This window comes from Microbacterium longlingense (assembly GCF_058349825.2).
The window spans coordinates 485,311-506,212 of record NZ_JBYRJA020000001.1; the positions used below are offsets into that span (position 1 = coordinate 485,311).

Consider the following 20,902-nt stretch of genomic DNA (forward strand, 5'->3'; position numbering starts at 1 on the left):
ATCACGGCCCCGCGGCTCACCTGCAGCAGACTGCCGAGTGCCAGACTTGTCGCATGGCCCTGCACATCACCGGAGACACCGCCGCCGACGAGCTGCTCTCGACCAACCCGCTCGCGCTGCTCATCGGGATGCTGCTGGACCAGCAGGTCGCGATGGAGACCGCGTTCGCTGGTCCTCTCAAGATCGTCCAGCGCACGGGTGCAACCGATGCGGCCGCGATCGCGCGCACGGATCCCGAGGTGTTCCGCGCGGCCTTCGCACAGACCCCGGCGGTGCACCGCTTCCCCGGGTCGATGGCGGCGCGCGTGCAGACGCTCTGCCAGGTGCTCGTCGACGACTGGGGCGGAGACGCCGCCGCGCTGTGGACGCGGGACGACCCGGACGGCGCCGAGGTGCTGCGCCGCCTGAAGAAGCTGCCCGGCTTCGGAGAGCAGAAGGCGAAGATCTTCCTGGCTCTGCTCGGCAAGCAGTACGGTTTCACCGGTGCCGGCTGGCGCGAGGCCTGCGCTCCCTACGGCGAAGAGGACGCATTCCGTTCCGTCGCCGATATCGTCTCGCCGGAGAGCCTGACGAAGGTGCGCGAGACCAAGCGGGCGGCAAAGGCCGCGGCGAAGAACGCCGGCTGACACCCCCGGTCAGGACCACGGGGCCCGGCCGGCGCCGAGGCCGTCAGTCGCGCCGCGCCCGGCGCACGATCATCCGGCAGAGGCCGGCCACCGGCGCGACCACGAGGAGCCAGCCGAGCGGCCCCATCACGATGCCGGCGACGACGAGGATCACCGTGAGCGGAACCGCCATCAGCCCCACGTCGCCGAGGAATCGTGCCGGGTCCACGAGCGCCACGACCCCCAGACCGGCCAGGATGCCGGCCGGCATCACCCCGAGCACCCACCACGCGAACCCCGGACGCGGCCGACGCCCCCTGCTCATCAGCCCCATCACGCGGTGCATCACGATCGCCGAGGCGAGCGCGGGCACGAGAATCACCGCGAGCGGGAACGCCAGCGATCCCTCACCTCCCACCACGGCGGGCACGAGCAGCAGAACCCCCGACACCACGACAGCGCACACCGTCACCACCGCCGCCTCGCGCGCGATCGACACCGGCGCGTGCTCCCGCTCCCCGAGCCCGCTCGCCGGCCAGCGGAACGGCGGCCGGTAGCTGTGGCTGTCGACAGGCGGCAGGGTCATCGACCCGCCTCCGCCTCGCGACGCGCCTCCGCACGTCCCCGACGCATCGACACCACCACGAGGATCACGATCGACGCGACGATCGCCCGCGTGATCCACAGGCCCGGCTCCCACACCACCGTGTAGTCACCGGGGATCCCGAAGAACGACAGGATCGCCGCACGACGGGAGGCGATGATGCCAGAGGGCGTCGGATCGATCGCGCCCGCCCACGCCAGGATCAGCACGCCGAGGGAGAGGTGCATGAGCGGCACGAGAACCGCGCCCGGCGTAGCCTCCCGGCGACGGATCCGGCCGATCACCAGCACCAGGTTCGCGATCGGGAAGACGAGGAAGAACCACACCAGGGAGCCGGCGAGATAGCCGAGAATCGTGAGCAGCGGAGACCACACCACGAGCAGCCAGGGGTTCTCCCCGTCCGGGGTGAAGTAGTCCGGCGCTCCGAAGACGGCCCCCGCGAAGAACATCCAGATGCCCACCGGCAGCACCAGCAGCAGCCACCACAGCAGCCGCGGCGAGATCGCGCGCCGGACGGCGAGCTGCGACATCACCAGCTGGATGACGAGGGCGGACACCACGGCCGGCACCAGGAACTGCGCCATCAGCGGCGCGGCACCGTCGTTCGCTCCGGGTTCCGACACCGTCAGCAGCAGGCCGGCGACCGCCAGGCCCAGCAGCACGAATACCGCCGTCCAGCGCGTGACGGCGGGCGAGGCCGGGCGCACCGGGACACGGTTCGACATGGTCCGCCCCCTCGGTGCGCTCGAATGCCCGTCAACCTACCGAGCCCGGGGGCCGGACCGACACCCGAGGCGTGCGGTCAGCCGCCCACGGAACACGCGCCGGGGCACCCGAGCGCGTGATGCGAGCGGATGCCCCGGCGCGGGATGCTCAGGCGCCGCGCAGGCGCTCAGCCAGGTACGCGTGCAGGCCGTCGAGGGGCACCCGCTCCTGGGCCATCGTGTCGCGGTCGCGCACGGTGACGGCCCGGTCGTCGAGGGAGTCGAAGTCGACGGTCACACAGAACGGCGTGCCGATCTCATCCTGACGGCGATACCGGCGACCGATGGCTCCCGCATCATCGAAGTCGACCGTCCACGCGCCGCGCAGCTGCTCGGCGACCTCGCGGGCCAGCGGCGAGAGGTTCTCGTTGCGCGACAGCGGGAGCACGGCGACCTTGACCGGCGCGAGACGCGGGTCGAGCTTGAGCACCGTCCGGGTGTCGGTGCCTCCCTTGGCGTTGGGCACCTCTTCCTCCACATAGGCGTCGACGAGGAATGCCATCATCGCGCGGGTGAGCCCGAACGACGGCTCGATCACGAACGGCGTGTACCGCTCGCCGGAGGCCTGATCGAAGTACGTCAGACTCTGCCCGGACGCCTCGGTGTGGCTGGAGAGGTCGTAGTCTGTGCGGTTGGCGATGCCCATGAGCTCGCCCCACTCCTTGCCCGGGAAGCCGAAGCGGTACTCGACGTCGATCGTTCCGGCAGAGTAATGCGCGCGATCATCGGTGGGCACGTCGAACTGACGCATGTTCTCCGGGTTGACGCCCAGGTCGATGAACCAGTTCCAGCACGCGTCGACCCAGTGGCGGAACCACTCATCGGCGTCGGCCGGTGGCACGAAGAACTCGATCTCCATCTGCTCGAACTCACGGGTGCGGAAGATGAAGTTGCCCGGGGTGATCTCGTTGCGGAACGCCTTGCCCACCTGGCCGATGCCGAACGGCGGCTTCTTGCGGCTCGCGGTGACGACGTTCGCGAAGTTCACGAAGATGCCCTGCGCGGTCTCGGGGCGCAGATAGTGCAGGCCGGACTCGTCGTCGACGACGCCGAGGTAGGTCTTCACCAGGCCGGAGAACGACTTCGGCTCGGTGAACTGTCCCTTGTTGCCGCAGTTGGGGCACGGCACGTCGGCGAGGCCGTTCTCCGCCTTGCGGCCCTTGCGTGCCTCGAAATCCTCGATGAGGTTGTCGGCCCGGAAACGCTTGTGGCAGCTCAGGCACTCCACGAGCGGGTCGGTGAAGGTGGCCACGTGGCCCGAGGCCTCCCACACGCGCTTGGGAAGGATGATCGACGAGTCGAGGCCAACCATGTCGCCCCGTCCGCGCACGAAGGTCTGCCACCACTGGCGGCGGATGTTCTCCTTGAGCTCGGTGCCGAGGGGACCGTAGTCCCAGGCCGAACGGGATCCGCCGTAGATCTCACCCGCTTGGAAGACGAACCCGCGGTGACGGGCGAGGGCGATGACCTTGTCGAGGCGTGACTGTTCGGCCATGGTGGCTCCAATGGTCGGATGCTGAAGGGAATGCGGCGAGACGAGCGCCACCTCCGATCCTACCCGGCGCCCCGCCGCCGACCTCGAAGCCCGAAAACAGGCAGATGACACGAGAACAGGCAGCAAGCCGCGAAAGCGGCCTGCTTTGGTGCCATCCGCCTGTTCCGGTGCTGGCCGCGCCGGGGCCGGAGCTCAGAGCTGGGCGGGACGCGTGAACGGAGGCTGCAGCACGCCCACCGGGCCGCGACGGTAGAGGCGCGCCGGGCGTCCGCCATCGCGCGCCGTCAGGCCGATCGGCTCGATGAAGCCGTCGGCACCCGTGACCTTGCGGTGGAAGTTGCGCGGATCGACCTCCACCCCCCAGACCGCCTCGTAGACGGCGCGCAGCTGGGCGACCGAGAACTCCGGAGGACAGAACGCCGTCGCGAGCGCCGAATACTCCAGCTTCGCCCTGGCGCGCTCGATGCCGTCTGCGAGGATCACGTCGTGGTCGAAGGCGAGCGGCAGCGCTCCGCGCTCGACCTCGACGACCGGCCACCACCGCGCCGAGCGGGCATCAGACCCCGGAACAGCCTCGCCGAGACCCGGCGCCATCGCCAGCCACGCCGTGGTCACGACCCGACCCCGCGGATCACGATCGGGGGCGCCGTAGGTGCGCAGCTGCTCGAGGTGCACACCAGCCCCGACGCCGGTCTCCTCGACGAGCTCACGATGGGCGGCATGCTCTATGCCCTCGTCAGCGAGCACGAACCCGCCGGGCAGTGCCCAGCGCCCGGCGAAGGGATCGATGCCGCGCTCCACCAGGAGCACGTGCAGCGCCGCATCACGGATCGTCAGCACGACGAGGTCGACGGCGACCGCGAAAGAGAACGGACCCATGCCCCGCATCCTATCGTCCAGAAGGCCCCTTTATCGTCATCTTGACACTTAGTCGTGAGAACCTTTAATGTCAGAGTGACATAAACGAAGAAGGAGACATCATGGCAACCATCACCCGCCTCGCCTTCGCCCGACACCTGAGCGCCACCCCGACCATGCACGTGCGCCACCTGCACCGCGGCACAGTGCGCCACGACGGTGCAGGCGCCGCGTTCTGGTTCCGCCCCCTCGACGCCGCGGTCAGCGAGATCCCGCTCGATGACCGCGATCTGTCCGTGCTCGTGACCCTCCGCACCGCCGACCTCCAGCAGTTGTCGGCTCCGGCCACCGTCACCTATCGCATCGTGGACCCCGCCCTCGCAGCCCGGCGCATCGACTTCTCCGTCGATCTGCGCACCGGTCTCTGGAGCGAGCAACCCCTGGACGCCATCGCCGCACCCCTTCACGGGGCGACCACGGCCGCTGTGGTGCACCTGCTCACCCCGCAACCGCTTGAGCAGGCGCTGCGCACCGACCTCGCCCGCCTCGGCGCCCAGACCAGCGCGATCCTCGCTGCCGACGAGCGTCTGAGCGATCTCGGCATCGAGATCGTGGGCGTGCGGTTCGCTCTCCTGCGCGCGGAGCCTGACGTCGAGCGGGCGATGCAGACCCCCGCGCGCGAGTCCATCCAGCAGGAGGCCGACAAGGCCACGTTCGCGCGCCGCGCCCTCGCGGTCGAGCGCGAGGCAGCGATCGGCGAGAACGAGCTCGCCAACCAGGTGGAGCTTGCCCGCCGCCAGGAGGAACTGGTCGCCACCCGCGGGCGCAACGCACGGGTCGAGGCCGAGCAGGCGGCCGAGGCAGCGGCGATCGCTGCCGACGCCGAAGCGGGGCGCATCCGCGTGACGGCGCAGGCGAGGGCTGATGCGGATCGCGCCACCGGAGAGGCGACCGCCGCGGCCGAGCGCGCACGCATGGACGCCGTGCGCGATGTGCCGACCGGTCTGCTGATGGCCCTCGCGATGCGCGAACTGGCCGGGAGCCTTCCCGCGATCGATCACCTGACCGTGACCCCCGATCTGCTGAGCGATCTGCTCGGGCGCATCGGGGGCGGCCGCGGCACCGAGGAGCGCTGAGATGGCTGCCCCGCGGGTGGTCGTGGTCCACCGGGCGAGCGAGCTCACCGAGCTGCTCACCCGGCACGGGACGCGCGGCCAGGTCACCTTCTACCTCGCGGCGCGCGACCAGTCGCTGCAGGAGGTCGAGGAGCGGCACGAGCGGCTGGGCCGGGCCCTCGCGGCGGTGACCGCGGCGATCCCGGTGGACGGACGCCGCGCAAGCGTCGAACGTTCGGAGCTCACCCGCTTCGTCTTCGAACCGGACGATGTCGTCGTGGTGGTCGGGCAGGACGGCCTGGTGGCCAACGTGGCCAAGCACCTTCACGGGCAGCCTGTGGTCGGCATCGACCCGGATCCCGGACGGAACCCTGGCGTGCTGGTGCCCCACGCTCCGTCGGATGCCGCGGCATTGATCGCCCGCGCCCAGCGCGGCACCGCGACCGTGCAGGAGCGCACCATGGTCGAGGTGCGCACCGACGACGGGCAGAGCCTCGTCGCGCTGAACGAGATCATGATCGGCCAACCCGGGCATCAGTCGGCTCGCTACCAGATCGCGGCGGGCGGCCGCTCGGAGCGGCAGTCGTCGTCCGGCGTGATCGTCGGCACCGGAACAGGAGCGACGGGGTGGTGCCGCTCCATCGCGCGCATCCAGGCTCCCGGCCTCCCGCTGCCGAGTCCGACCGACGCAGCCCTCGTCTGGTTCGTGCGTGAGCCGTGGCCGTCGCCGAGCACCGGTGCCGACCTCATCGCCGGCGGCTTGGAGGGCGATGACAGCCTGGCGCTTCGCGTCGAGTCGGACACGCTCGTCGCCTTCGGTGACGGCATGGAGGCCGACCGGATCACCCTCGGCTGGGGGCAGCGGATCACCGCGGGTGTGAGCGAGCGCACGCTGCGCACCGTGGCCGGTTGAGGCGCCGTGGCCAGTTGAGGCTCTTCGCCCGGCCAGCACCCGCCCCCTCTGGGGCCCGAAGCCTAGACTGACAGGATGGTCTCCCCCCTTCGCGCCGCCGTGATCACGGTGTCAGATCGGTCGGCCGCCGGCACGCGTGCTGATGTGTCCGGACCGACGGCGGTCGACCTGCTGACCGCCGGCGGATGGGAGACAGCGCTCTCCGTCGTCCCGGACGAGCAGGGCGCGATCGCCCGGGCCGTGCGGAACGCGATCGCACGCGGCGCCCGCCTGGTCGTCACGACCGGAGGAACCGGCATCGGCCCCCGCGACGTGACCCCCGAGGCCACAGCACCGCTGCTAAACCGGTTGCTGCCGGGCGTGGCGGAGGAGATCCGCCGGGTCGGCATCGCCCACCTGCCCCAGGCCATGCTGTCGCGGGGGCTGGCGGGTCTGTGCGGCGAGGCCTTCGTGGTGAACCTGGCCGGGTCCCCCGGCGCGGTGCGCGACGGCGTCCCGGTCATCCTGCGCATCGCCGAGCATGTCGTCCGGCAGGCCGCTGGTCACCGTGACCATGCCGGGGAGGAGTCGCCGTGATCGTGCTGTCCGCCCTCACCACCGACCCCCTCGACGCGACAGCACATCTCGAGGCGGTCTCCGCACCGGATGCCGGGGCGGCCGCGCTGTTCGTCGGCACGGTGCGCGATCACGACCCCGGAGCGAGCGGAGCGGTGACGCACCTGGAGTATTCGGCGCACCCCGACGCACCGGGTGTCCTGCGCACCATCGCCGAGCGGTCGGATGCCGCCGGCCTGCGCATCGCGGTGAGCCACCGCATCGGCCGGGTCGATGTGGGCGGGGCCGCGATCGTGTGCGCGGTGTCATCGGCGCACCGGGCAGACGCGTTCGAGGTGTGCCGGGCGCTCGTCGAAGAGGTCAAGGCGCAGCTGCCGGTCTGGAAGAAGCAGGTCGAGGCCTCCGGCTCGCACACCTGGGTCGGCCTGGGAAAGCTCGCCGGATAGCGCGGTCCGAGCTATCCGCCGGCGAACGGCGGCAGCACATCCACCGTCGCCGTGTCGGCGACGACGCCGGTGTCGGTGCGCGTGCCGTCGACCAGCAGCGAGCACCGCGCGAGCACCGCGGCGAACTCCGGACCATGCTCGGCGGCGAGCGCAGCGCGCAGGGCCGCGACGTCCACGGGCCCGGTCAGGATCTGCTCCTCACGCCCGGCCGCCTCTGCGGCGCCGGCGAAGAACCGCACCCTCACGGCTCCCACCTCTGCACGGCCGCACGAGCGCGCTCTGCCGCATGGTCGATCGACATCCCGTCGGCCATCGCGAGCCCGATCAGGTAGGTCGTCAGCGGACCGGCCGGCCTGGTCACCCCGTGGGCGGCGTCGCGGGTGAGCTCGAGCAGTTCCCGCACGGGAACGGGGCCGGGGTCGATTCCCAGCTCCTCGGCGAGCAGCGTCGTCCACGCATCGAGATCGACGCGCTTCTCATCGGTCATCGTGATCATCTCCTTCTCGATAGTCCTCGATCGCCTCCCAGGTGTCCAGGTCGATCGCGTCGCCCCCGTCCGGCACCGGCTGCCAGGCGAGGGCGCTCATGAGGCGCCGCATCGCGGCGTTCTCCGCCGACGGCAGCGCGGCCAGCGCGGAGCGCAGGGCGGCGGTGCGGTAGCGACCGGCGAGCCACTGGGGTTGCTGCTCGGCGTCGACGGCGACCATGGCGTCCGCTCCGGCCGGGATCGCGACGGGCGCGAGCCGCGCCACGAGCGCCTCGGCGCGCGGCAGGTCGCACGCCAGCACCCAGGTCTCCTCCGCATCGGGGGGCAGTGCCGCGAGCCCGGCGGCGAGACCCGCGACAGGGCCGCCGAACGGGGGCTCCTCCCGGACGACCGTGACGCCGGGGCGTGCGAGGTGCTCCGGCCCCACGACGACGACCGGACGGCATCCGGCCACGGCCGCGAGCGCGTGGTCTATGAGCGCACGGTCACCCACCGGAACGGAGGCCTTGTCCGCGCCGCCCAGACGCGCCGCACGTCCGCCGGCGACGATGATCGCCGCCGTCTCGCGCGCCCCGGCCGTCCGGTCAGTCATCCCGCACCCAGTCGCCGCTTTTCCCGCCGGTCTTGCGCAGCAGGCGGATGCTCTCGATGGAGGTCGACTTGTCCATGCCCTTGACCATGTCGACGAGAGCGAGGGCCGCCACGCTCACGGCGGTGAGCGCCTCCATCTCCACCCCCGTCCGGTCGGCGGTGCGCACGGTCGCCTCGACCTCAACGCCCTCCGCGGTGATGGCCAGATCGACGGTCGCGCCGTGCACGCCGATCACGTGGGCCAGCGGCAGCAGATCCGGCACGCGCTTGGCGGCCTGGATGCCGGAGATGCGCGCGACCGCGAGCACGTCGCCCTTGGGCACCGTGCCCTCGCGCAGCGCGGCCACCACCGCCGGAGCGCATCGCACGAACCCGGCCGCGGTGGCACTGCGCACGGTGGGCTGTTTCTCGGTGACGTCGACCATGCGGGCGTGCCCGGCGTCGTCCAGATGCGTGAAGCTCACAGCGCCGCACCTCCGAGCACGATCACGTCGACCGGATCCCCTGCCTCGACCCGCTCGACCTCGGCGGGGACGACAGCGAAGTGCCGTGCGACCGCGAGGGAGCTCACCAGGTGAGACCCGCTGCCGCCCGCCGTCGCCGGGCGCACGGTGTCGTCCACCACGAGCGCGGGCATCACCTGCACTCGCCCGGGCGGACAGCTCCACGACGCAGCCGCCGTGCGCACGACGACCGGGCGCTCCCACTCCCGGTGGCCGGCGAGGGTGAGCAGCGCAGGGCGCACGAACATCTCGAACGAGACAGCGACGCTCACCGGGTTGCCCGGCAGGCAGAACAGCAGCGTCCCGTCGGCGGCGACCCCGAACCCCTGCGGCTTGCCCGGCTGCATCGCGACCCGGTCGAAGCGGGCGGAGCGTTCGTCCGACGGATCGTCCTCGAGAACACCGCGCACGACGTCGAAGGCGCCGACGCTCGCGCCACCGGAGAGGATCACCGCGTCGGCGTCGATCGACGCCAGGCACGCGCGCAGCTCCTCCTCGTCGTCGGTCACGACGTGGATGCCAGCGACCTCCGCACCGATCTCCCGCAGCAGCGACGCCAGCAGCACCGAGTTCGACTCCGGGATCTGGCCGCGTTCCGGGGTCTCGGCCGGCGAGATCAGCTCGGTGCCCGTGGAGACCACGGCCACCCGCGGAGCCCGGTGAACCCGCACGCGGTCGTGCCCGGCCGATGCGATCGATGACAGCTGCCACGCGCCCAGGACACTGCCGGCCGGCACGCTCACCGTTCCGGCCGGGGCGTCCTCGCCCCGGCGGCGGATATGCGCCGCGGGCGCCGGCTGGGTCAGCATGGTGATGCGCTCCGGCGGAGTGCGGCCGATCGCGGTGCCGAGGTCGGTCTGCTCCAGCGGGACGATCGCGTCGGCATCCGTCGGCACGGGCGCTCCGGTCATGATGCGCGCGGCCTCGCCGGGGCCGAGTGAGGGATCCTCCGCAGATCCGGCGGCGATGTCGGCGACCACGCGCAGCACCGCACCGGACACCGCGTCCTCCCGCCGGACGGCGTAGCCGTCCATCGCGGAGTTGTCGAACAGCGGCACCGGCCAGCGGCTGGCCACATCATCGGCGAGCACCCGCCCGAGCGCATCGGCGAGCGGCACGTCGACGACAGCGAGCGGCGCGGCGGCGGCGAGGATGCGCTCCCGGTGCTGAGCGATGGTGATCATGCGTCCTCCTGTTCGTGCTGCCATGCGGCGTATCCGCCGCGCAGCAGGCGGATGTCGGCTTCCGGCTGCCGGGCACGCAGGCGCTGCGCCGCCACCCGTGCCCGCGGCCCCTGCTGACAGAACAGCACAACAGGGCCGTCGATACCCGTCTCTTCGATCGTGCCGAGCGGCGCCGAGCGCGCGCCGGGGATCGTCCCCGCGGCGAACTCGCCGGGGTCCCGCACATCGAGCAGCACGGCACCCGCGGCGAGCGCGGCAGGAATGTCGGCGAAAGCCACGGCCGGGAAAGCCGGCTCTCGCGTGCGGTCATGCTGACCGGCCGGCGCCGCCGCGGCGGCGGGCACGAGCGGCACCTCCCTGGTGCGCGCGGCGAGGGCGTCGACCACCAGCATCCGCCCGACGAGCACGTCACCGGTTCCGGTGATGAGCTTGATGGCCTCCGCCACGAGCAAAGCGCCGACCTGACCGCACAGCGGACCGAGAACGCCGGCCTCCGCGCACGACGGCACCTCGCCGGGTGCCGGCGCCACCGGGAAGACGTCGCGCAGCACGATGCCCGCGCCGCGCGGTGGCATCGACCAGAACACCGTCACCTGCGCGTCGAACCGCAGCACGGAACCCCACACCAGCGGGATGCCGAGCGCGGCGGTGGCGTCGGAGATCACGTAGCGCGTGTCGAAGGAGTCGCTGCCGTCGATCACGAGGTCGTAGCCGCCGAGGATCGTCTCGGCGTTGTCGGCGGTGAGGCGTTCCCGGTGCTCGGCGACGCGGGTGTGCGGCGACAGGGAGCGCACCCGCGCGGCGGCGACGCCGGCTTTGGCGGCGCCGACGTCGTCGACGCCGAACACCACCTGGCGCTGCAGGTTCGAGCCGTCCACCGTGTCGCAGTCGATGATGCCGATCGTGCCGACCCCGGCCGCCGCCAGATAGAGCAGGACGGGGGACCCGATGCCGCCCGCACCGAGCACCGCGACACGGGCGGCGTGCAGCCGGCGCTGTGCGAGCTCGCCGAACTCCGGCAGCCGCCACTGGCGGGATGTGCGCTCGCGCTCACCCGGCGGCAGCGCGGCCGCGGGGTCGACGAGGGGCGGGAAGGGCATGCCTCCACGCTAGCCTCCCGACATCGGCGGCGGCCCCTGCAGCGCGGTCCGGCGTCCTGGTCCGCTCCGGCCGGCACCGTAGGGGGAGGACACGGGCTCGGCGAACGCGCAGAAACTATACGCATGTACGTGTCGACCGACCGATAAAGTCCGCATTTGCGGTGATAGCCTGGCCCGCGTGACGACCTTCCGGATCAGCGAAGCAGCTCGGCTGCTGGGGGTCAGCGACGACACCGTGCGCCGCTGGGTCGACCAGGGCCACCTCACCGCGAGCGCAGATGCCGCCGGCCGCAGTGTGGTCGACGGCGCGGACCTCGCCCGGCGCGTGCGAGAGATCGCCGCACATCCGGAAGACCCGGCCGCGCATGCCTCGAGCGCCCGCAATCGCTTCGTCGGGATCGTCACGAACGTCATCGCCGACACCGTCATGGCACAGGTCGAGATGCAGTGCGGCCCGCACCGTGTGGTCTCGCTGATGTCGAGCGAGGCCGTGCGCGAACTCGGACTCGAGGTGGGGTCCGCGGCGACCGCCGTCGTCAAGGCCACCACGGTCATCGTCGAGACCCCGAATCCCGCCGACCGGCGCCGCTAACGCGTCCGCCTCCCCGCCCCGGACCAGGAGCCCGCGGCATCCCGCACACCGAGAGGACACCATGAGGAAAACTCTGACCACGATCGGAGCCGGCATCCTGCTGGCCACCCTCGCACTCACCGGCTGCTCCAGCAGCACCCCCGAGCCCGCCGCGACCGACACCGCCGCACCGGCCGAGACGACGGAGGCCGTCACGCCCGTCGAGGAGCCGGTCATCGTCTTCGCCGCCGCATCGCTGCAGGCGTCTTTCGACGAGCTCGCGACGGCCTTCACCGCCGAGCACCCCGAGTACACCGTCGCCCCGATCGTCTATGACGGCTCGCAGGCCCTGGCCACCCAGATCATCGACGGCGCAGACGTCGACGTGATCGCCTTCGCCAACGAGCCGAGCATCCAGCCCGTCCTCGACGCCGGCAAGGCGGCAGACCCGACGCTGTTCGCGGTGAACACCCTGCAGATCGCGGTGGCTCCCGGCAACCCGAAGGGCATCGCCGACCTCGCAGACCTCGCAGACCCGGCCAATGTCGTCGTGCTGTGCGCCGTCGAGGTGCCCTGCGGCAACGCGTCCCACAAGCTCCTCGACGACGCCGGCGTCACCGTGACCCCGGTCAGCGAGGAGACCAACGTCACCACCGTGCTCCAGCGCGTGGAGAGCGGGGAGGCCGACGCCGGGCTGGTCTATCTGACCGACGTCGCCTCGACCGACGGGGGCGTGGAGGGCATCACCCCGTCCAACGCGGACGTCGCGATCAACCGCTACCCGATCGTCGTCGCCGAGAACGCCGTCTCGCCCACCGCTGCCGCGGCGTTCGTCGAGTTCGTGCTCTCCGCCGAGGGCCAGGCCATCCTCGCCGCGCACGGCTTCGGCGCCCCCTAAGCAGGAGGATGTCACTCCCCCGCGGCCTCCGATGGGCAGCATGGGCAGGTATCGGCCTGCTGGTGCTGCCCATCGTGGGTCTCGTCTCGCGGGTCAACTGGTCAACGCTGGGCGCCGACCTCACCTCGCCCGCCGCGATCTCCGCCCTGGCCCTGTCGCTGGGCACCGCGGCGGTCGCCACCGTCATCTGCCTGATCGTCGGCCTGCCCCTCGCTGTGGTGATCGCACGCGCTCCCGCCCGGATCGCCGCCGTCCTGCGCACGATCGTGCTCATCCCGCTCGTGCTGCCCCCGATGGTCGGCGGCCTCGCTCTGCTGTCGCTCCTCGGTCGATCCGGGCTGGTCGGCAAGCCCATCTTCGACGCGACCGGCTTCAGCCTGCCCTACACCACGGCGGCAGTCGTGATCGCCCAGGCCTTCGTCGCGATGCCGTTCCTCGTGATCACCCTGGAGGGAACGCTGCGCACCTCCGGCACCGGTCACGAGCAGATCGCCGCCTCCCTCGGCGCATCGCCGTGGCGCGTGCTCACGCGGATCACGATGCCGCTGATCCTCCCCGGCCTCGCCGCCGGAACGGCGCTGTGCTTCACGCGCGCCCTCGGCGAGTTCGGGGCGACCGCGCTGTTCGCCGGCAACTCCGCGGGCATCACCCGCACGATGCCGCTGGCCATCTACACCGCCTTCAACGGCGTCGGCGTGACGCAGGACTCCGCCGTCGCTCTCTCCCTGCTCCTGCTGGTGAGCGCGACCGTCATCATCGTCGGGCTGCGGTCGTGGCGAGAGGATGCGGTCCGGTGAACACCTCCCCCGCCGCCGGCCTGCGCGCCGATGACATCACCGTCACGCGCGGCACGTTCCGCGTCGCGGCGTCGTTCTCCGTTCCGCGCGGCGAGAGCCTCGCGGTGCTCGGCCCCAACGGCTCCGGCAAGTCGACGCTGCTGCTCGCCCTCGCCGGCCTCCTCCCCCTCAGCTCCGGACGGATCGCCCTCGGCGACGGCTCCGTCGAGCGCGTTCTCGAAGACGACCGCGTGCGCCTGCCCGCCGAGCAGCGCCGCATCACGCTTCTCGACCAGAAGCCGCGCCTGTTCCCCCACCTCACGATCGCGGGCAATGTGGCATTCGGGCCGCGGTCACAGGGCCGCAGCCGACGCGAGGCCGACGCGATCGCGCAGGAGTGGCTTGCCCGGTTCGGTCTCGAACAGCGCTCCGCGGCCAAGCCGCACGAGCTCTCCGGCGGGCAGCAGCAGCGCGTCGCCATCGCCCGCGCCTTCGCCGCCGCCCCCGACGTGCTGCTCATGGACGAACCCCTCGCCGCGGTCGATGCCGCATCCGCCCCGGCCGTGCGCGCGATCGTGCGCGACGAGCTCGACCGCACCGGCACCACCAGCATCGTCGTCACCCATGACTTCGCCGACGCGTGGCAGTGGTCGGACGCATGCCTGGTGATCGAGCGTGGCCGTGTGGTCGAGACCGGGTCGCCCGCGATGCTCGCCCGGGAGCCGCGGCATCCGTTCACCGCGCAGCTCGCGGGATTCGGGGTGCTGCACGGCACGTGGGACGGCCGGACGCTGCGTGTCGGACAGGCCGCGATCGCCGCACCGGGCATCGACGTGGTCGCGGGAGAACGAGCGTTCGGGATCGTGGCACCCGAAGGCGTCTCGCTCGCCACGGCCTCCCATCCGGGGGTGCTGCGGGGGATGGTGGACTCGGTATCGGCGCGCGCGGGCACCGTGCGCATCGGAATCTCGGTCGCCACGGAGAGCGCGCGCACCAGCGCACTGGCGACGGAGTTCGCCCTCGACGGCCTCGCGGCCCACGAGGCAGACCTCGGCGAGGGCATCGCGCCGGGAACCGAGCTGTGGATCGACGCCGCTCCGCTCGTCGTGCGACCGCTGCCCTGACCGCCCCGACGTGCGGGAGGGGCCGCAACCCCTGCGCCCGGCGTACCCTCGAAGCATGGGACGGATCACGGCACGTCGGCCGGTCACCCGGATCGTCGTCGGCGAGGGGCAGCGCCGCCGCGCCGACATCCTCGCGGTCGAGGAGCCGCTCGAGATCCGCGTGGGAGGCGAGCCCCTCGTCATCACGATGCGCACGCCCGGCCACGACGTCGAGCTCGCCGCCGGCTTCCTCGTCTCCGAGGGCGTGATCGCGCAGGGCTCCGACTTCCACTCGGCGATCCACTGCGGCGGCCCCGGCACGGGCGGGGAGGAGAACACCTTCAACGTGCTCGACGTCACGCTCGGCCCCGGCGTCGCGCCGCCGGCCCCCGACGTTGCGCGCAACTTCTACACGACCAGCTCGTGCGGCCTGTGCGGCAAGGCGAGCATCGACGCCGTCGAGACGGTCTCGTCCTTCGACGTCGCCGCGGACGACGTCGACCTCGATGCCGAGCGGCTCACGACGTTCCCCGATCTTCTGCGGGAGCAGCAGGCGGTGTTCGAGAAGACCGGCGGCCTGCACGCGGCCGGGCTCTTCGACGCGGCGACAGGAGAGCTCCTCGTGCTGCGCGAGGACGTCGGCCGCCACAACGCCGTCGACAAGGTCGTCGGCTGGGCGACCCTCAACGATCGCCTGCCCCTGACCGGAACCGTGCTGCAGGTCTCCGGGCGGGCGAGCTTCGAGCTCGTGCAGAAGGCGGTGATGGCCGGCATCCCGATCCTCGCGGCGGTCTCGGCGCCGTCATCGCTCGCGGTCGAGCTGGCCGATGCCTCGGGGCTCACGCTGGTCGGCTTCCTGCGCGGTCCGTCGATGAACGTCTACACCCACCCCCGGCGCATCCTGGTGCCCGTCGCGGCCGGATGACCGGGCGGGGCGGCTGCCTGCAGCGCCGCTCCCCCGCTCAGGCGCGTCGGCCCGGATCGGCCGGATTCCGGCCGATCCGGGCCGCACGGAGCGAAATTGCCTGAGGATGGAATGCAGCGCCGTCGGCCGACCGGGCCGACCGGACGGTGGCCCCGCGGCCACGCCGCAGCGGGACGCATCAGACGGAGTTGATTCCGGCTGATACGAATGCGACCCTGAAGAGGTCAACGACGCGCGTCCCACCGGATGCGCTCGAGGGAATGGAGTCAGCAGTGGATACGCCGATCAACGCCAGAAACGAAGGCACCACTCTGGATCACCCGGCGCAGGACGCGCCGTCCTCCACCGGTGCCGCCGGCGCCGCAACGCGCCCGCAGAAGAATACCGAGACCCCGAAGCCCCGCTCGGGCGAGCGCGGCCTCGGCCTGCTGCCCGTCGAGCCCCGCCAGGGCGGCTACGGCCCGCCCACCCACCGCCCCTGGTCGCAGCACGACTATCACCACCCCGCCGCGGGCTGGGGCGCCGCGATCTCGGTCGGCAAGATCCTCGTCAGAGAGAATCAGGTGTTCACCGCACCCATCTCGCTGCTCCGCATGAACCACCCGGACCGCGGCTTCGACTGCCCCGGCTGCGCCTGGCCGGACGACCAGCACGATCTGCACCTCGACTTCTGCGAGAACGGCGTCAAGCACGTCACCTGGGAGATGACTCACAAGCGCGTGGGACCGGCGTTCTTCGCCGCGCACACCGTGAGCGAGCTGTCGACGTGGACCGACTTCCAGCTCGAGAACGCCGGTCGCCTCACCCACCCGATGGTCTACGACGCCGAGACGGACAAGTACGTCCCGATCGAGTGGGACGCGGCGTTCGCCATGATCGGCGAGGAGCTGCGGAGCCTGCCGACGCCGGACGCCGCGACCTTCTACACCTCGGGAAGGCTGAGCAACGAGTCGTCGTACATCTACCAGCTGTTCATGCGCGAGTACGGCACCAACAACATGCCCGACTGCTCCAACATGTGCCACGAGGCCTCTGGTCGCGCGCTCTCCGCGTCGATCGCCACCGGCAAGGGCACCACGAGCCTGGAGGACTGGGAGGAGACCGACCTGCTCCTTCTGCTGGGCGTGAACGCGGCCTCCAACGCTCCGCGCATGCTGACGGCGCTCAAGCACGCCGTGCAGAAGGGCACCCAGGTCGTGCACATCAACCCGCTCGTGGAGATCGCGTCGACCAAGACCACGGTCCCCCACGACATGATCGACATGGCGCTGTTCAAGACCTTCGAGACCGGAACCCTCGACCTCCAGGTGCGCCCCGGTGGCGACATGGCCGTCATGCGTGCCATCTCCAAGTGCGTCTTCGAGGCGGCGGAGACCGATCCCGACGTGCTCGATCATGCCTTCCTCGACGAATACACCGTCGGCTTCGAGGAGTACAAGGAGCTCGTCGATGCCACCAGCTGGGAGGAGCTGGTCCTTCAGGCCGGCCTCACCGAGGCGCAGCTGCGCCAGCTCGGCGAGCTGTACATCAAGGCGGGCCGCACGATCATCAGCTGGTGCCTCGGCATCAGCCAGCACGAGCACGCGGTCAGCATGGTCCGTGAGTTCGTCAACGTGCTCATGCTGCGCGGCAACATCGGCCGTCCGGGGGCGGGACCCGCTCCGGTGCGCGGTCACAGCAACGTGCAGGGGAACCGCACGTGCGGCATCGACCACCATGCCCCGAAGGGCCTCCTCGATGCGCTCGACGAGCTCTACGGCATCACGTGCCCGCGTGAGCCTGGCCTGGACACCGTCACCAGCATGCACGCGATGCACCGGGGAGATGTGAAGGTGTTCGTCTCCCTCGGCGGCAACTTCGTCCTCGCCGCCCCCGACACGCCGTACACCGCAGAGGGCCTGAGCCAGTGCTCGCTCACGGTGCAGGTGTCGACCAAGCTCAACCGCAGCCACCTCGTGCACGGCGAGAAGGCGCTCATCCTCCCCTGCCTCGGCCGCACCGAGGTCGACATCCAGCGCGACGGCCCGCAGGGCCAGACCGTCGAGGACGCCATGAGCATGGTGCACCTCTCGGCGGGCAAGAAGCAGCCGGCCAGCGAGCACCTGCTCTCCGAACCGGCCATCATCGCCGGCATGGCACGGGCGACGACGCCGGACAGCACCATTCCGTGGGAGGAGTTCGTGGCGAACTACGACCGCATCCGCGACGACATGGAGATCGTGCTGCCCGGTTTCGCCGGGATGAACCACCTGATCCGCGACAAGTCGGTGGGCTTCCGCATCCCGCAGCCCGCCGCGGAGCGCATCTTCAACACGCCCACCGGGAAGGCGCAGTTCTGCCACGCTCCGCTGCACAACGTCATCCCCGCCGACCCGGACATGCTCGTGCTGCAGACCATGCGGTCCCACGACCAGTGGAACACCACGATCTACGCCAACAACGATCGGTACCGCGGCGTGAAGAACATCCGCGAGCTGATCTTCATGAACCCGGACGACATGCGCGACCGTGATCTGGCGGAGGGCGATGTCGTCGAGATCGTGTCGACCTCGAAGGACGGCTCGAAGCGTTCATTGAGCGGCTATCGCGCGGTGGCCTACAACACCCCCCGCGGCAGCGCCGCCGGCTACATGCCGGAGATGAACGTGCTGATCGGCCAGGCCGACTACAGCGCCGAGAGCGATCAGCCCCTCATGAAGAGCGTGCACATCACGGTGTCGAAGGCCGCCTGACCCGCACCCGTCCGCGCGAACACGCGTCGAGCCCCGGAACCGGCCGGTTCCGGGGCTCGACGCGTGTTCGCCGCAGCAGTGCGCCGCCGCCGTCACCGCCCATCCGACAATGGGCGATAACGTGGATCGATGCGCGACCTCGATGACGATGCCCGGCGGCGCCTCCGTGAGCCGGCGTCTCCGCGGGCGATCATCTCGGTGCTGTTGTTCATCGGGCTCGTCGCATCGTTCATGTTCACCCAGGTCGTTCCGATCCAGGCCCGGCTCCCGGAGCTTCTGCACGCAGACCGCGAGGACACCGCCTGGGTGCTCACGGCGACGCTGCTCGCATCGACGGTCATCACGCCCATCGCCGGACGCCTGGGCGACATGTACGGCAAACGGCGGATCATCGTCTGGCTGCTGTGCGTGATGATCGTCGGCTCGATCACCGTCGCCGTGTCGACGCACATCGTGCCGGTGATCGTGGGCCGCGCGCTCCAGGGCGCGATGAGCGGGGTGATACCGCTGGGCATCGCCATCATGCGCGATGTTCTTCCGGCGAACCGGGTCGACGCGGCCATCGCGATGATGAGCTCGACGCTCGGCGTCGGCAGCGCGCTGGGTCTGCCGGTGAGCGCGTTCTTCACCCAGTACGCCGACTGGCACGCGATGTTCTGGGCCACCGGCATGCTGGGCGCCGCCGTGCTGGTCCTCGTGCTGCGGGTCGTTCCGGTGAGCACGCTGCGCACCGCCGGCCGCTTCGACGCCGTGGGTGCCGCCGGTCTCAGCGTCGGGCTCGTCGGCGTCCTGCTCATGATCTCCCGCGGAGAGCAGTGGGGGTGGACGAGCGCAGCGACGCTGGGCTGCGGCCTGGGCGGCATCGCCGTCCTGCTGATCTGGGGCGCATATCAGCTCCGCACGCCGGAGCCGCTCCTCGACCTCCGCGTCGCCGCGCGGCGCCCTGTGCTGCTGACCAACCTGGCATCGGTGGCGTTGGGGTTCGGCATGTTCGCATCCAGCGTGGTGTTCCCTCAGTTGCTCGAGATGCCGGAGCACGACGGCATCGGCTTCGGGCTGCCGCTCGTGGCCGCGAGTCTGGTGGTCATGCCATCGGGTCTCATGATGATGCTGCTCTCCCCGGTTGCCGGTCGCATCGCCCGCACGATCGGTCCGAGCTATCTGCTTGTCGCGGGGGCCGCTGCTCTCATCGTCTCCTACGCCTTCGCACTCGCGTTCCACACCGAGGTGTGGCAGGTCCTGGTGGCGAACCTGCTGGTGGGCGTCGGCATCGGCGCGGCGTATGCCGCCATGCCGATGCTCATCATGCGGTCCGTGCCGCAGCACGAGACGGGCGCCTCGAACGGCCTCAATGCGCTGAGCCGGTCCCTCGGCACCGCCACCGCTGCGGCGGTGATGGGGGCCGTGCTCGCTTCATCGTCCGTCGAGTACGACGGCGTCCGGCTGCCCACCGAGGCTGGTTTTCACGCGGCGTTCGTCTTCGGCATCGGCGCCGCCCTGATCGCGCTGGTGATTGCGGTGTTCATCCCCCGGCGGCCCGCTCCCGAGGCACACCCCTCGCTGCCGGGTTGATCGCACCCTCCGCCACGACAGAAAAGCCGCCGCGACACGGCGCGGATCAGTGCGCGTACTCCATCAGCTCCATCCCGAGCACGTGGAAGGCCTCATGGGCGGCGAGGCGATGCTGAATCGACAGGTCGTCGAAGCACACCGTCATCGCATACGCGATTCCGGCGCGGGGACCGGCGAGCACGCCCGCCTCTGAACGCACACCCGGCTCCCGGCCGGTCTTGTTCAAGAACAGGATCCGGTGGGCATCGTCGCCGTGCGCGAAGGGGTCGAGGCCCGTCGCGACAGCGGCGAGGCTGAGGTCCTGATCGAAGCTCAGCCACTCCGAGACCTGCGCACTGACCCCGGTGTTCACCACATTGCCGTTGACGAGAGCGGAGAACAGGCCGGTGAGCTCGCGCGCCACGCCCACCGCGAGGTAGGGCGCGTCATCGAGTCCGCGATGCTCACGATGGCGGTCGAGGAGGGCGGTGCGGCGCAGGCCGAGAGAGGCCATCCGCTGCTGGACACGCTCATGCCCGACGCGGTCGAGCAGCACGTTCGCGGCGATCGGATCGCCCGCGGCGGCCATCAGGACGGCGAGGTCCGGCACCGTCAGCGCGGAGGCGTGCAGATGCCGCCACACCCCGGCACGGACCACCTCGTCGCCGGTGGGGCGCATGACGATCTCCCCGGCATCGATCGAGCCGCCCTGGATACCAGCGGCCACCTCTATCAGAACAGGGACCATCCCGACTCCGCCGATGGGGAGCGTGACGTGCGCGTCGCCCACGAGCACCTCCGCACCGGAATCGAGGTCGACGCCGTGCACCGACACCTGTGCTCCTCGCTCGGCGAGCCGCTGCAGCGTGCGCAGGGTCGCGGGGAAGGAACGACGGTCGTCGTCCGCGCGCGGCGAGAGCTGGCGCCGCGGTGTCGCGGAACGCCGGCGCGCAAGACGCGTCGACGGCTCAGACGATCTGGCCACGCGAGCACCCCTCGAGAAGAGACGGACTTCGAGCGAGTCCACTGATGGTGTAGGCCCATCGTAGCGGTGCGCGGAGGCCTCCGCGCACCGCGCGAACCGCGGAACGTGCCGGGGCGACCGCCGGCTACGGGCACGCCGGGC

23 protein-coding genes are annotated in these 20,902 nt (G+C 71.2%); 12 read left to right on the top strand and 11 right to left on the bottom strand.

Annotated elements, in window-relative coordinates:
- Window positions 1–53: 53 nt before the first annotated feature.
- Window positions 54–626, top strand: coding sequence for an HhH-GPD-type base excision DNA repair protein (locus AC3RXY_RS02285; RefSeq protein ID WP_491509255.1), 573 nt, complete (start codon window positions 54–56; stop codon window positions 624–626).
- 43 nt (window positions 627–669) lie between these two features.
- On the opposite strand, the gene AC3RXY_RS02290 is transcribed toward AC3RXY_RS02285, so the two are convergent.
- From AC3RXY_RS02290 to AC3RXY_RS02305, 4 genes are all read right to left on the bottom strand, one after another.
- Complete coding sequence (locus AC3RXY_RS02290; RefSeq protein WP_491509256.1) at window positions 670–1,191, bottom strand: hypothetical protein; 522 nt, start codon at window positions 1,189–1,191, stop codon at window positions 670–672.
- Window positions 1,188–1,934 (bottom strand): hypothetical protein, encoded by a 747-nt coding sequence (locus tag AC3RXY_RS02295; RefSeq protein WP_491509257.1) that lies wholly within the window; start codon window positions 1,932–1,934, stop codon window positions 1,188–1,190. The genes AC3RXY_RS02290 and AC3RXY_RS02295 overlap by 4 nt, the downstream gene beginning before the upstream one ends.
- Before the next feature lie 148 nt (window positions 1,935–2,082).
- Entirely contained in the window at window positions 2,083–3,468 is a 1,386-nt protein-coding gene (locus AC3RXY_RS02300; RefSeq protein WP_491509258.1) for a glycine--tRNA ligase, read from the bottom strand.
- A 192-nt stretch (window positions 3,469–3,660) separates the two neighbouring features.
- Window positions 3,661–4,347 carry an NUDIX hydrolase gene (locus AC3RXY_RS02305; protein WP_491509259.1) on the bottom strand — a complete coding sequence of 229 codons (687 nt, stop codon included), beginning with the start codon at window positions 4,345–4,347 and terminating at the stop codon, window positions 3,661–3,663.
- 101 nt (window positions 4,348–4,448) lie between these two features.
- Here AC3RXY_RS02305 and AC3RXY_RS02310 point away from each other — a divergent pair, with 101 nt between their 5' ends.
- From AC3RXY_RS02310 to AC3RXY_RS02325, 4 genes are all read left to right on the top strand, one after another.
- Window positions 4,449–5,462 (top strand): SPFH domain-containing protein, encoded by a 1,014-nt coding sequence (locus AC3RXY_RS02310; RefSeq protein WP_491509260.1) that lies wholly within the window; start codon window positions 4,449–4,451, stop codon window positions 5,460–5,462.
- 1 nt (window position 5,463) lies between these two features.
- Complete coding sequence (locus AC3RXY_RS02315; RefSeq protein ID WP_491509261.1) at window positions 5,464–6,354, top strand: NAD(+)/NADH kinase; 891 nt, start codon at window positions 5,464–5,466, stop codon at window positions 6,352–6,354.
- A gap of 75 nt (window positions 6,355–6,429) precedes the next feature.
- Window positions 6,430–6,930 (top strand): MogA/MoaB family molybdenum cofactor biosynthesis protein, encoded by a 501-nt coding sequence (locus tag AC3RXY_RS02320; protein ID WP_491509262.1) that lies wholly within the window; start codon window positions 6,430–6,432, stop codon window positions 6,928–6,930.
- Window positions 6,927–7,355, top strand: coding sequence for a molybdenum cofactor biosynthesis protein MoaE (locus AC3RXY_RS02325; RefSeq protein WP_491509263.1), 429 nt, complete (start codon window positions 6,927–6,929; stop codon window positions 7,353–7,355). The genes AC3RXY_RS02320 and AC3RXY_RS02325 overlap by 4 nt, the downstream gene beginning before the upstream one ends.
- Window positions 7,356–7,366: 11 nt before the next feature.
- On the opposite strand, the gene AC3RXY_RS02330 is transcribed toward AC3RXY_RS02325, so the two are convergent.
- From AC3RXY_RS02330 to AC3RXY_RS02355, 6 genes are read right to left on the bottom strand one after another with little or no spacing between them, the layout of a single operon-like run.
- Window positions 7,367–7,600: a MoaD/ThiS family protein gene (locus AC3RXY_RS02330; RefSeq protein WP_491509264.1), complete on the bottom strand. Its 234-nt coding sequence runs from the start codon at window positions 7,598–7,600 to the stop codon at window positions 7,367–7,369.
- The gene (locus AC3RXY_RS02335; protein WP_491509265.1) at window positions 7,597–7,842 is read right to left on the bottom strand and encodes a DUF6457 domain-containing protein; all 246 of its coding nucleotides are present in this window, start codon (window positions 7,840–7,842) and stop codon (window positions 7,597–7,599) included. The genes AC3RXY_RS02330 and AC3RXY_RS02335 overlap by 4 nt, the downstream gene beginning before the upstream one ends.
- A complete protein-coding gene (gene mobA, locus AC3RXY_RS02340) occupies window positions 7,832–8,434 on the bottom strand; it encodes a molybdenum cofactor guanylyltransferase (RefSeq protein WP_491509266.1) in 603 nt (200 codons plus the stop codon). Before mobA ends, AC3RXY_RS02335 begins: the two co-directional genes overlap by 11 nt.
- Window positions 8,427–8,897, bottom strand: a complete 471-nt coding sequence (gene moaC, locus AC3RXY_RS02345; RefSeq protein ID WP_491509267.1) for a cyclic pyranopterin monophosphate synthase MoaC — start codon at window positions 8,895–8,897, stop codon at window positions 8,427–8,429. The genes mobA and moaC overlap by 8 nt, the downstream gene beginning before the upstream one ends.
- Window positions 8,894–10,120, bottom strand: coding sequence for a molybdopterin molybdotransferase MoeA (locus AC3RXY_RS02350; protein ID WP_491509268.1), 1,227 nt, complete (start codon window positions 10,118–10,120; stop codon window positions 8,894–8,896). The genes moaC and AC3RXY_RS02350 overlap by 4 nt, the downstream gene beginning before the upstream one ends.
- Complete coding sequence (locus tag AC3RXY_RS02355; RefSeq protein ID WP_491509269.1) at window positions 10,117–11,220, bottom strand: ThiF family adenylyltransferase; 1,104 nt, start codon at window positions 11,218–11,220, stop codon at window positions 10,117–10,119. The genes AC3RXY_RS02350 and AC3RXY_RS02355 overlap by 4 nt, the downstream gene beginning before the upstream one ends.
- Before the next feature lie 178 nt (window positions 11,221–11,398).
- Here AC3RXY_RS02355 and AC3RXY_RS02360 point away from each other — a divergent pair, with 178 nt between their 5' ends.
- From AC3RXY_RS02360 to AC3RXY_RS02390, 7 genes are all read left to right on the top strand, one after another.
- On the top strand, window positions 11,399–11,812 hold the full coding sequence (locus AC3RXY_RS02360; RefSeq protein ID WP_491509270.1) for a TOBE domain-containing protein: 414 nt from the start codon (window positions 11,399–11,401) through the stop codon (window positions 11,810–11,812).
- 61 nt (window positions 11,813–11,873) lie between these two features.
- Entirely contained in the window at window positions 11,874–12,689 is an 816-nt protein-coding gene (gene modA / locus AC3RXY_RS02365; RefSeq protein ID WP_491509271.1) for a molybdate ABC transporter substrate-binding protein, read from the top strand.
- 8 nt (window positions 12,690–12,697) lie between these two features.
- Window positions 12,698–13,486, top strand: a complete 789-nt coding sequence (locus AC3RXY_RS02370) for a molybdate ABC transporter permease subunit (protein WP_491509272.1) — start codon at window positions 12,698–12,700, stop codon at window positions 13,484–13,486.
- Window positions 13,483–14,589: an ABC transporter ATP-binding protein gene (locus AC3RXY_RS02375; protein ID WP_491509273.1), complete on the top strand. Its 1,107-nt coding sequence runs from the start codon at window positions 13,483–13,485 to the stop codon at window positions 14,587–14,589. The genes AC3RXY_RS02370 and AC3RXY_RS02375 overlap by 4 nt, the downstream gene beginning before the upstream one ends.
- A 55-nt stretch (window positions 14,590–14,644) precedes the next feature.
- On the top strand, window positions 14,645–15,493 hold the full coding sequence (fdhD, locus tag AC3RXY_RS02380) for a formate dehydrogenase accessory sulfurtransferase FdhD (protein ID WP_491509274.1): 849 nt from the start codon (window positions 14,645–14,647) through the stop codon (window positions 15,491–15,493).
- Between the two features lie 272 nt (window positions 15,494–15,765).
- Window positions 15,766–18,225 (top strand): FdhF/YdeP family oxidoreductase, encoded by a 2,460-nt coding sequence (locus AC3RXY_RS02385; protein WP_491509275.1) that lies wholly within the window; start codon window positions 15,766–15,768, stop codon window positions 18,223–18,225.
- Between the two features lie 129 nt (window positions 18,226–18,354).
- A complete protein-coding gene (locus tag AC3RXY_RS02390; protein WP_491509276.1) occupies window positions 18,355–19,797 on the top strand; it encodes an MFS transporter in 1,443 nt (480 codons plus the stop codon).
- Window positions 19,798–19,843: 46 nt separating this feature from the next.
- Here the strand turns inward: AC3RXY_RS02390 and AC3RXY_RS02395 are convergent, their stop codons facing one another.
- Complete coding sequence (locus tag AC3RXY_RS02395) at window positions 19,844–20,761, bottom strand: serine hydrolase (RefSeq protein WP_491509277.1); 918 nt, start codon at window positions 20,759–20,761, stop codon at window positions 19,844–19,846.
- Window positions 20,762–20,902 lie beyond the last annotated feature (141 nt).

Bases quoted from the DNA above. Each gene is read 5' to 3' on its own strand.
- AC3RXY_RS02285 (WP_491509255.1), top strand. From the start codon at position 54: ATGGCCCTGCACATCACCGGAGACACCGCCGCCGACGAGCTGCTCTCG.
- AC3RXY_RS02290 (WP_491509256.1), bottom strand. From the start codon at position 1,191: ATGACCCTGCCGCCTGTCGACAGCCACAGCTACCGGCCGCCGTTCCGC.
- AC3RXY_RS02295 (WP_491509257.1), bottom strand. From the start codon at position 1,934: ATGTCGAACCGTGTCCCGGTGCGCCCGGCCTCGCCCGCCGTCACGCGC.
- AC3RXY_RS02300 (WP_491509258.1), bottom strand. From the start codon at position 3,468: ATGGCCGAACAGTCACGCCTCGACAAGGTCATCGCCCTCGCCCGTCAC.
- AC3RXY_RS02305 (WP_491509259.1), bottom strand. From the start codon at position 4,347: ATGGGTCCGTTCTCTTTCGCGGTCGCCGTCGACCTCGTCGTGCTGACG.
- AC3RXY_RS02310 (WP_491509260.1), top strand. From the start codon at position 4,449: ATGGCAACCATCACCCGCCTCGCCTTCGCCCGACACCTGAGCGCCACC.
- AC3RXY_RS02315 (WP_491509261.1), top strand. From the start codon at position 5,464: ATGGCTGCCCCGCGGGTGGTCGTGGTCCACCGGGCGAGCGAGCTCACC.
- AC3RXY_RS02320 (WP_491509262.1), top strand. From the start codon at position 6,430: ATGGTCTCCCCCCTTCGCGCCGCCGTGATCACGGTGTCAGATCGGTCG.
- AC3RXY_RS02335 (WP_491509265.1), bottom strand. From the start codon at position 7,842: ATGACCGATGAGAAGCGCGTCGATCTCGATGCGTGGACGACGCTGCTC.
- mobA (WP_491509266.1), bottom strand. From the start codon at position 8,434: ATGACTGACCGGACGGCCGGGGCGCGCGAGACGGCGGCGATCATCGTC.
- AC3RXY_RS02350 (WP_491509268.1), bottom strand. From the start codon at position 10,120: ATGATCACCATCGCTCAGCACCGGGAGCGCATCCTCGCCGCCGCCGCG.
- AC3RXY_RS02355 (WP_491509269.1), bottom strand. From the start codon at position 11,220: ATGCCCTTCCCGCCCCTCGTCGACCCCGCGGCCGCGCTGCCGCCGGGT.
- modA (WP_491509271.1), top strand. From the start codon at position 11,874: ATGAGGAAAACTCTGACCACGATCGGAGCCGGCATCCTGCTGGCCACC.
- AC3RXY_RS02370 (WP_491509272.1), top strand. From the start codon at position 12,698: ATGTCACTCCCCCGCGGCCTCCGATGGGCAGCATGGGCAGGTATCGGC.
- fdhD (WP_491509274.1), top strand. From the start codon at position 14,645: ATGGGACGGATCACGGCACGTCGGCCGGTCACCCGGATCGTCGTCGGC.
- AC3RXY_RS02390 (WP_491509276.1), top strand. From the start codon at position 18,355: ATGCGCGACCTCGATGACGATGCCCGGCGGCGCCTCCGTGAGCCGGCG.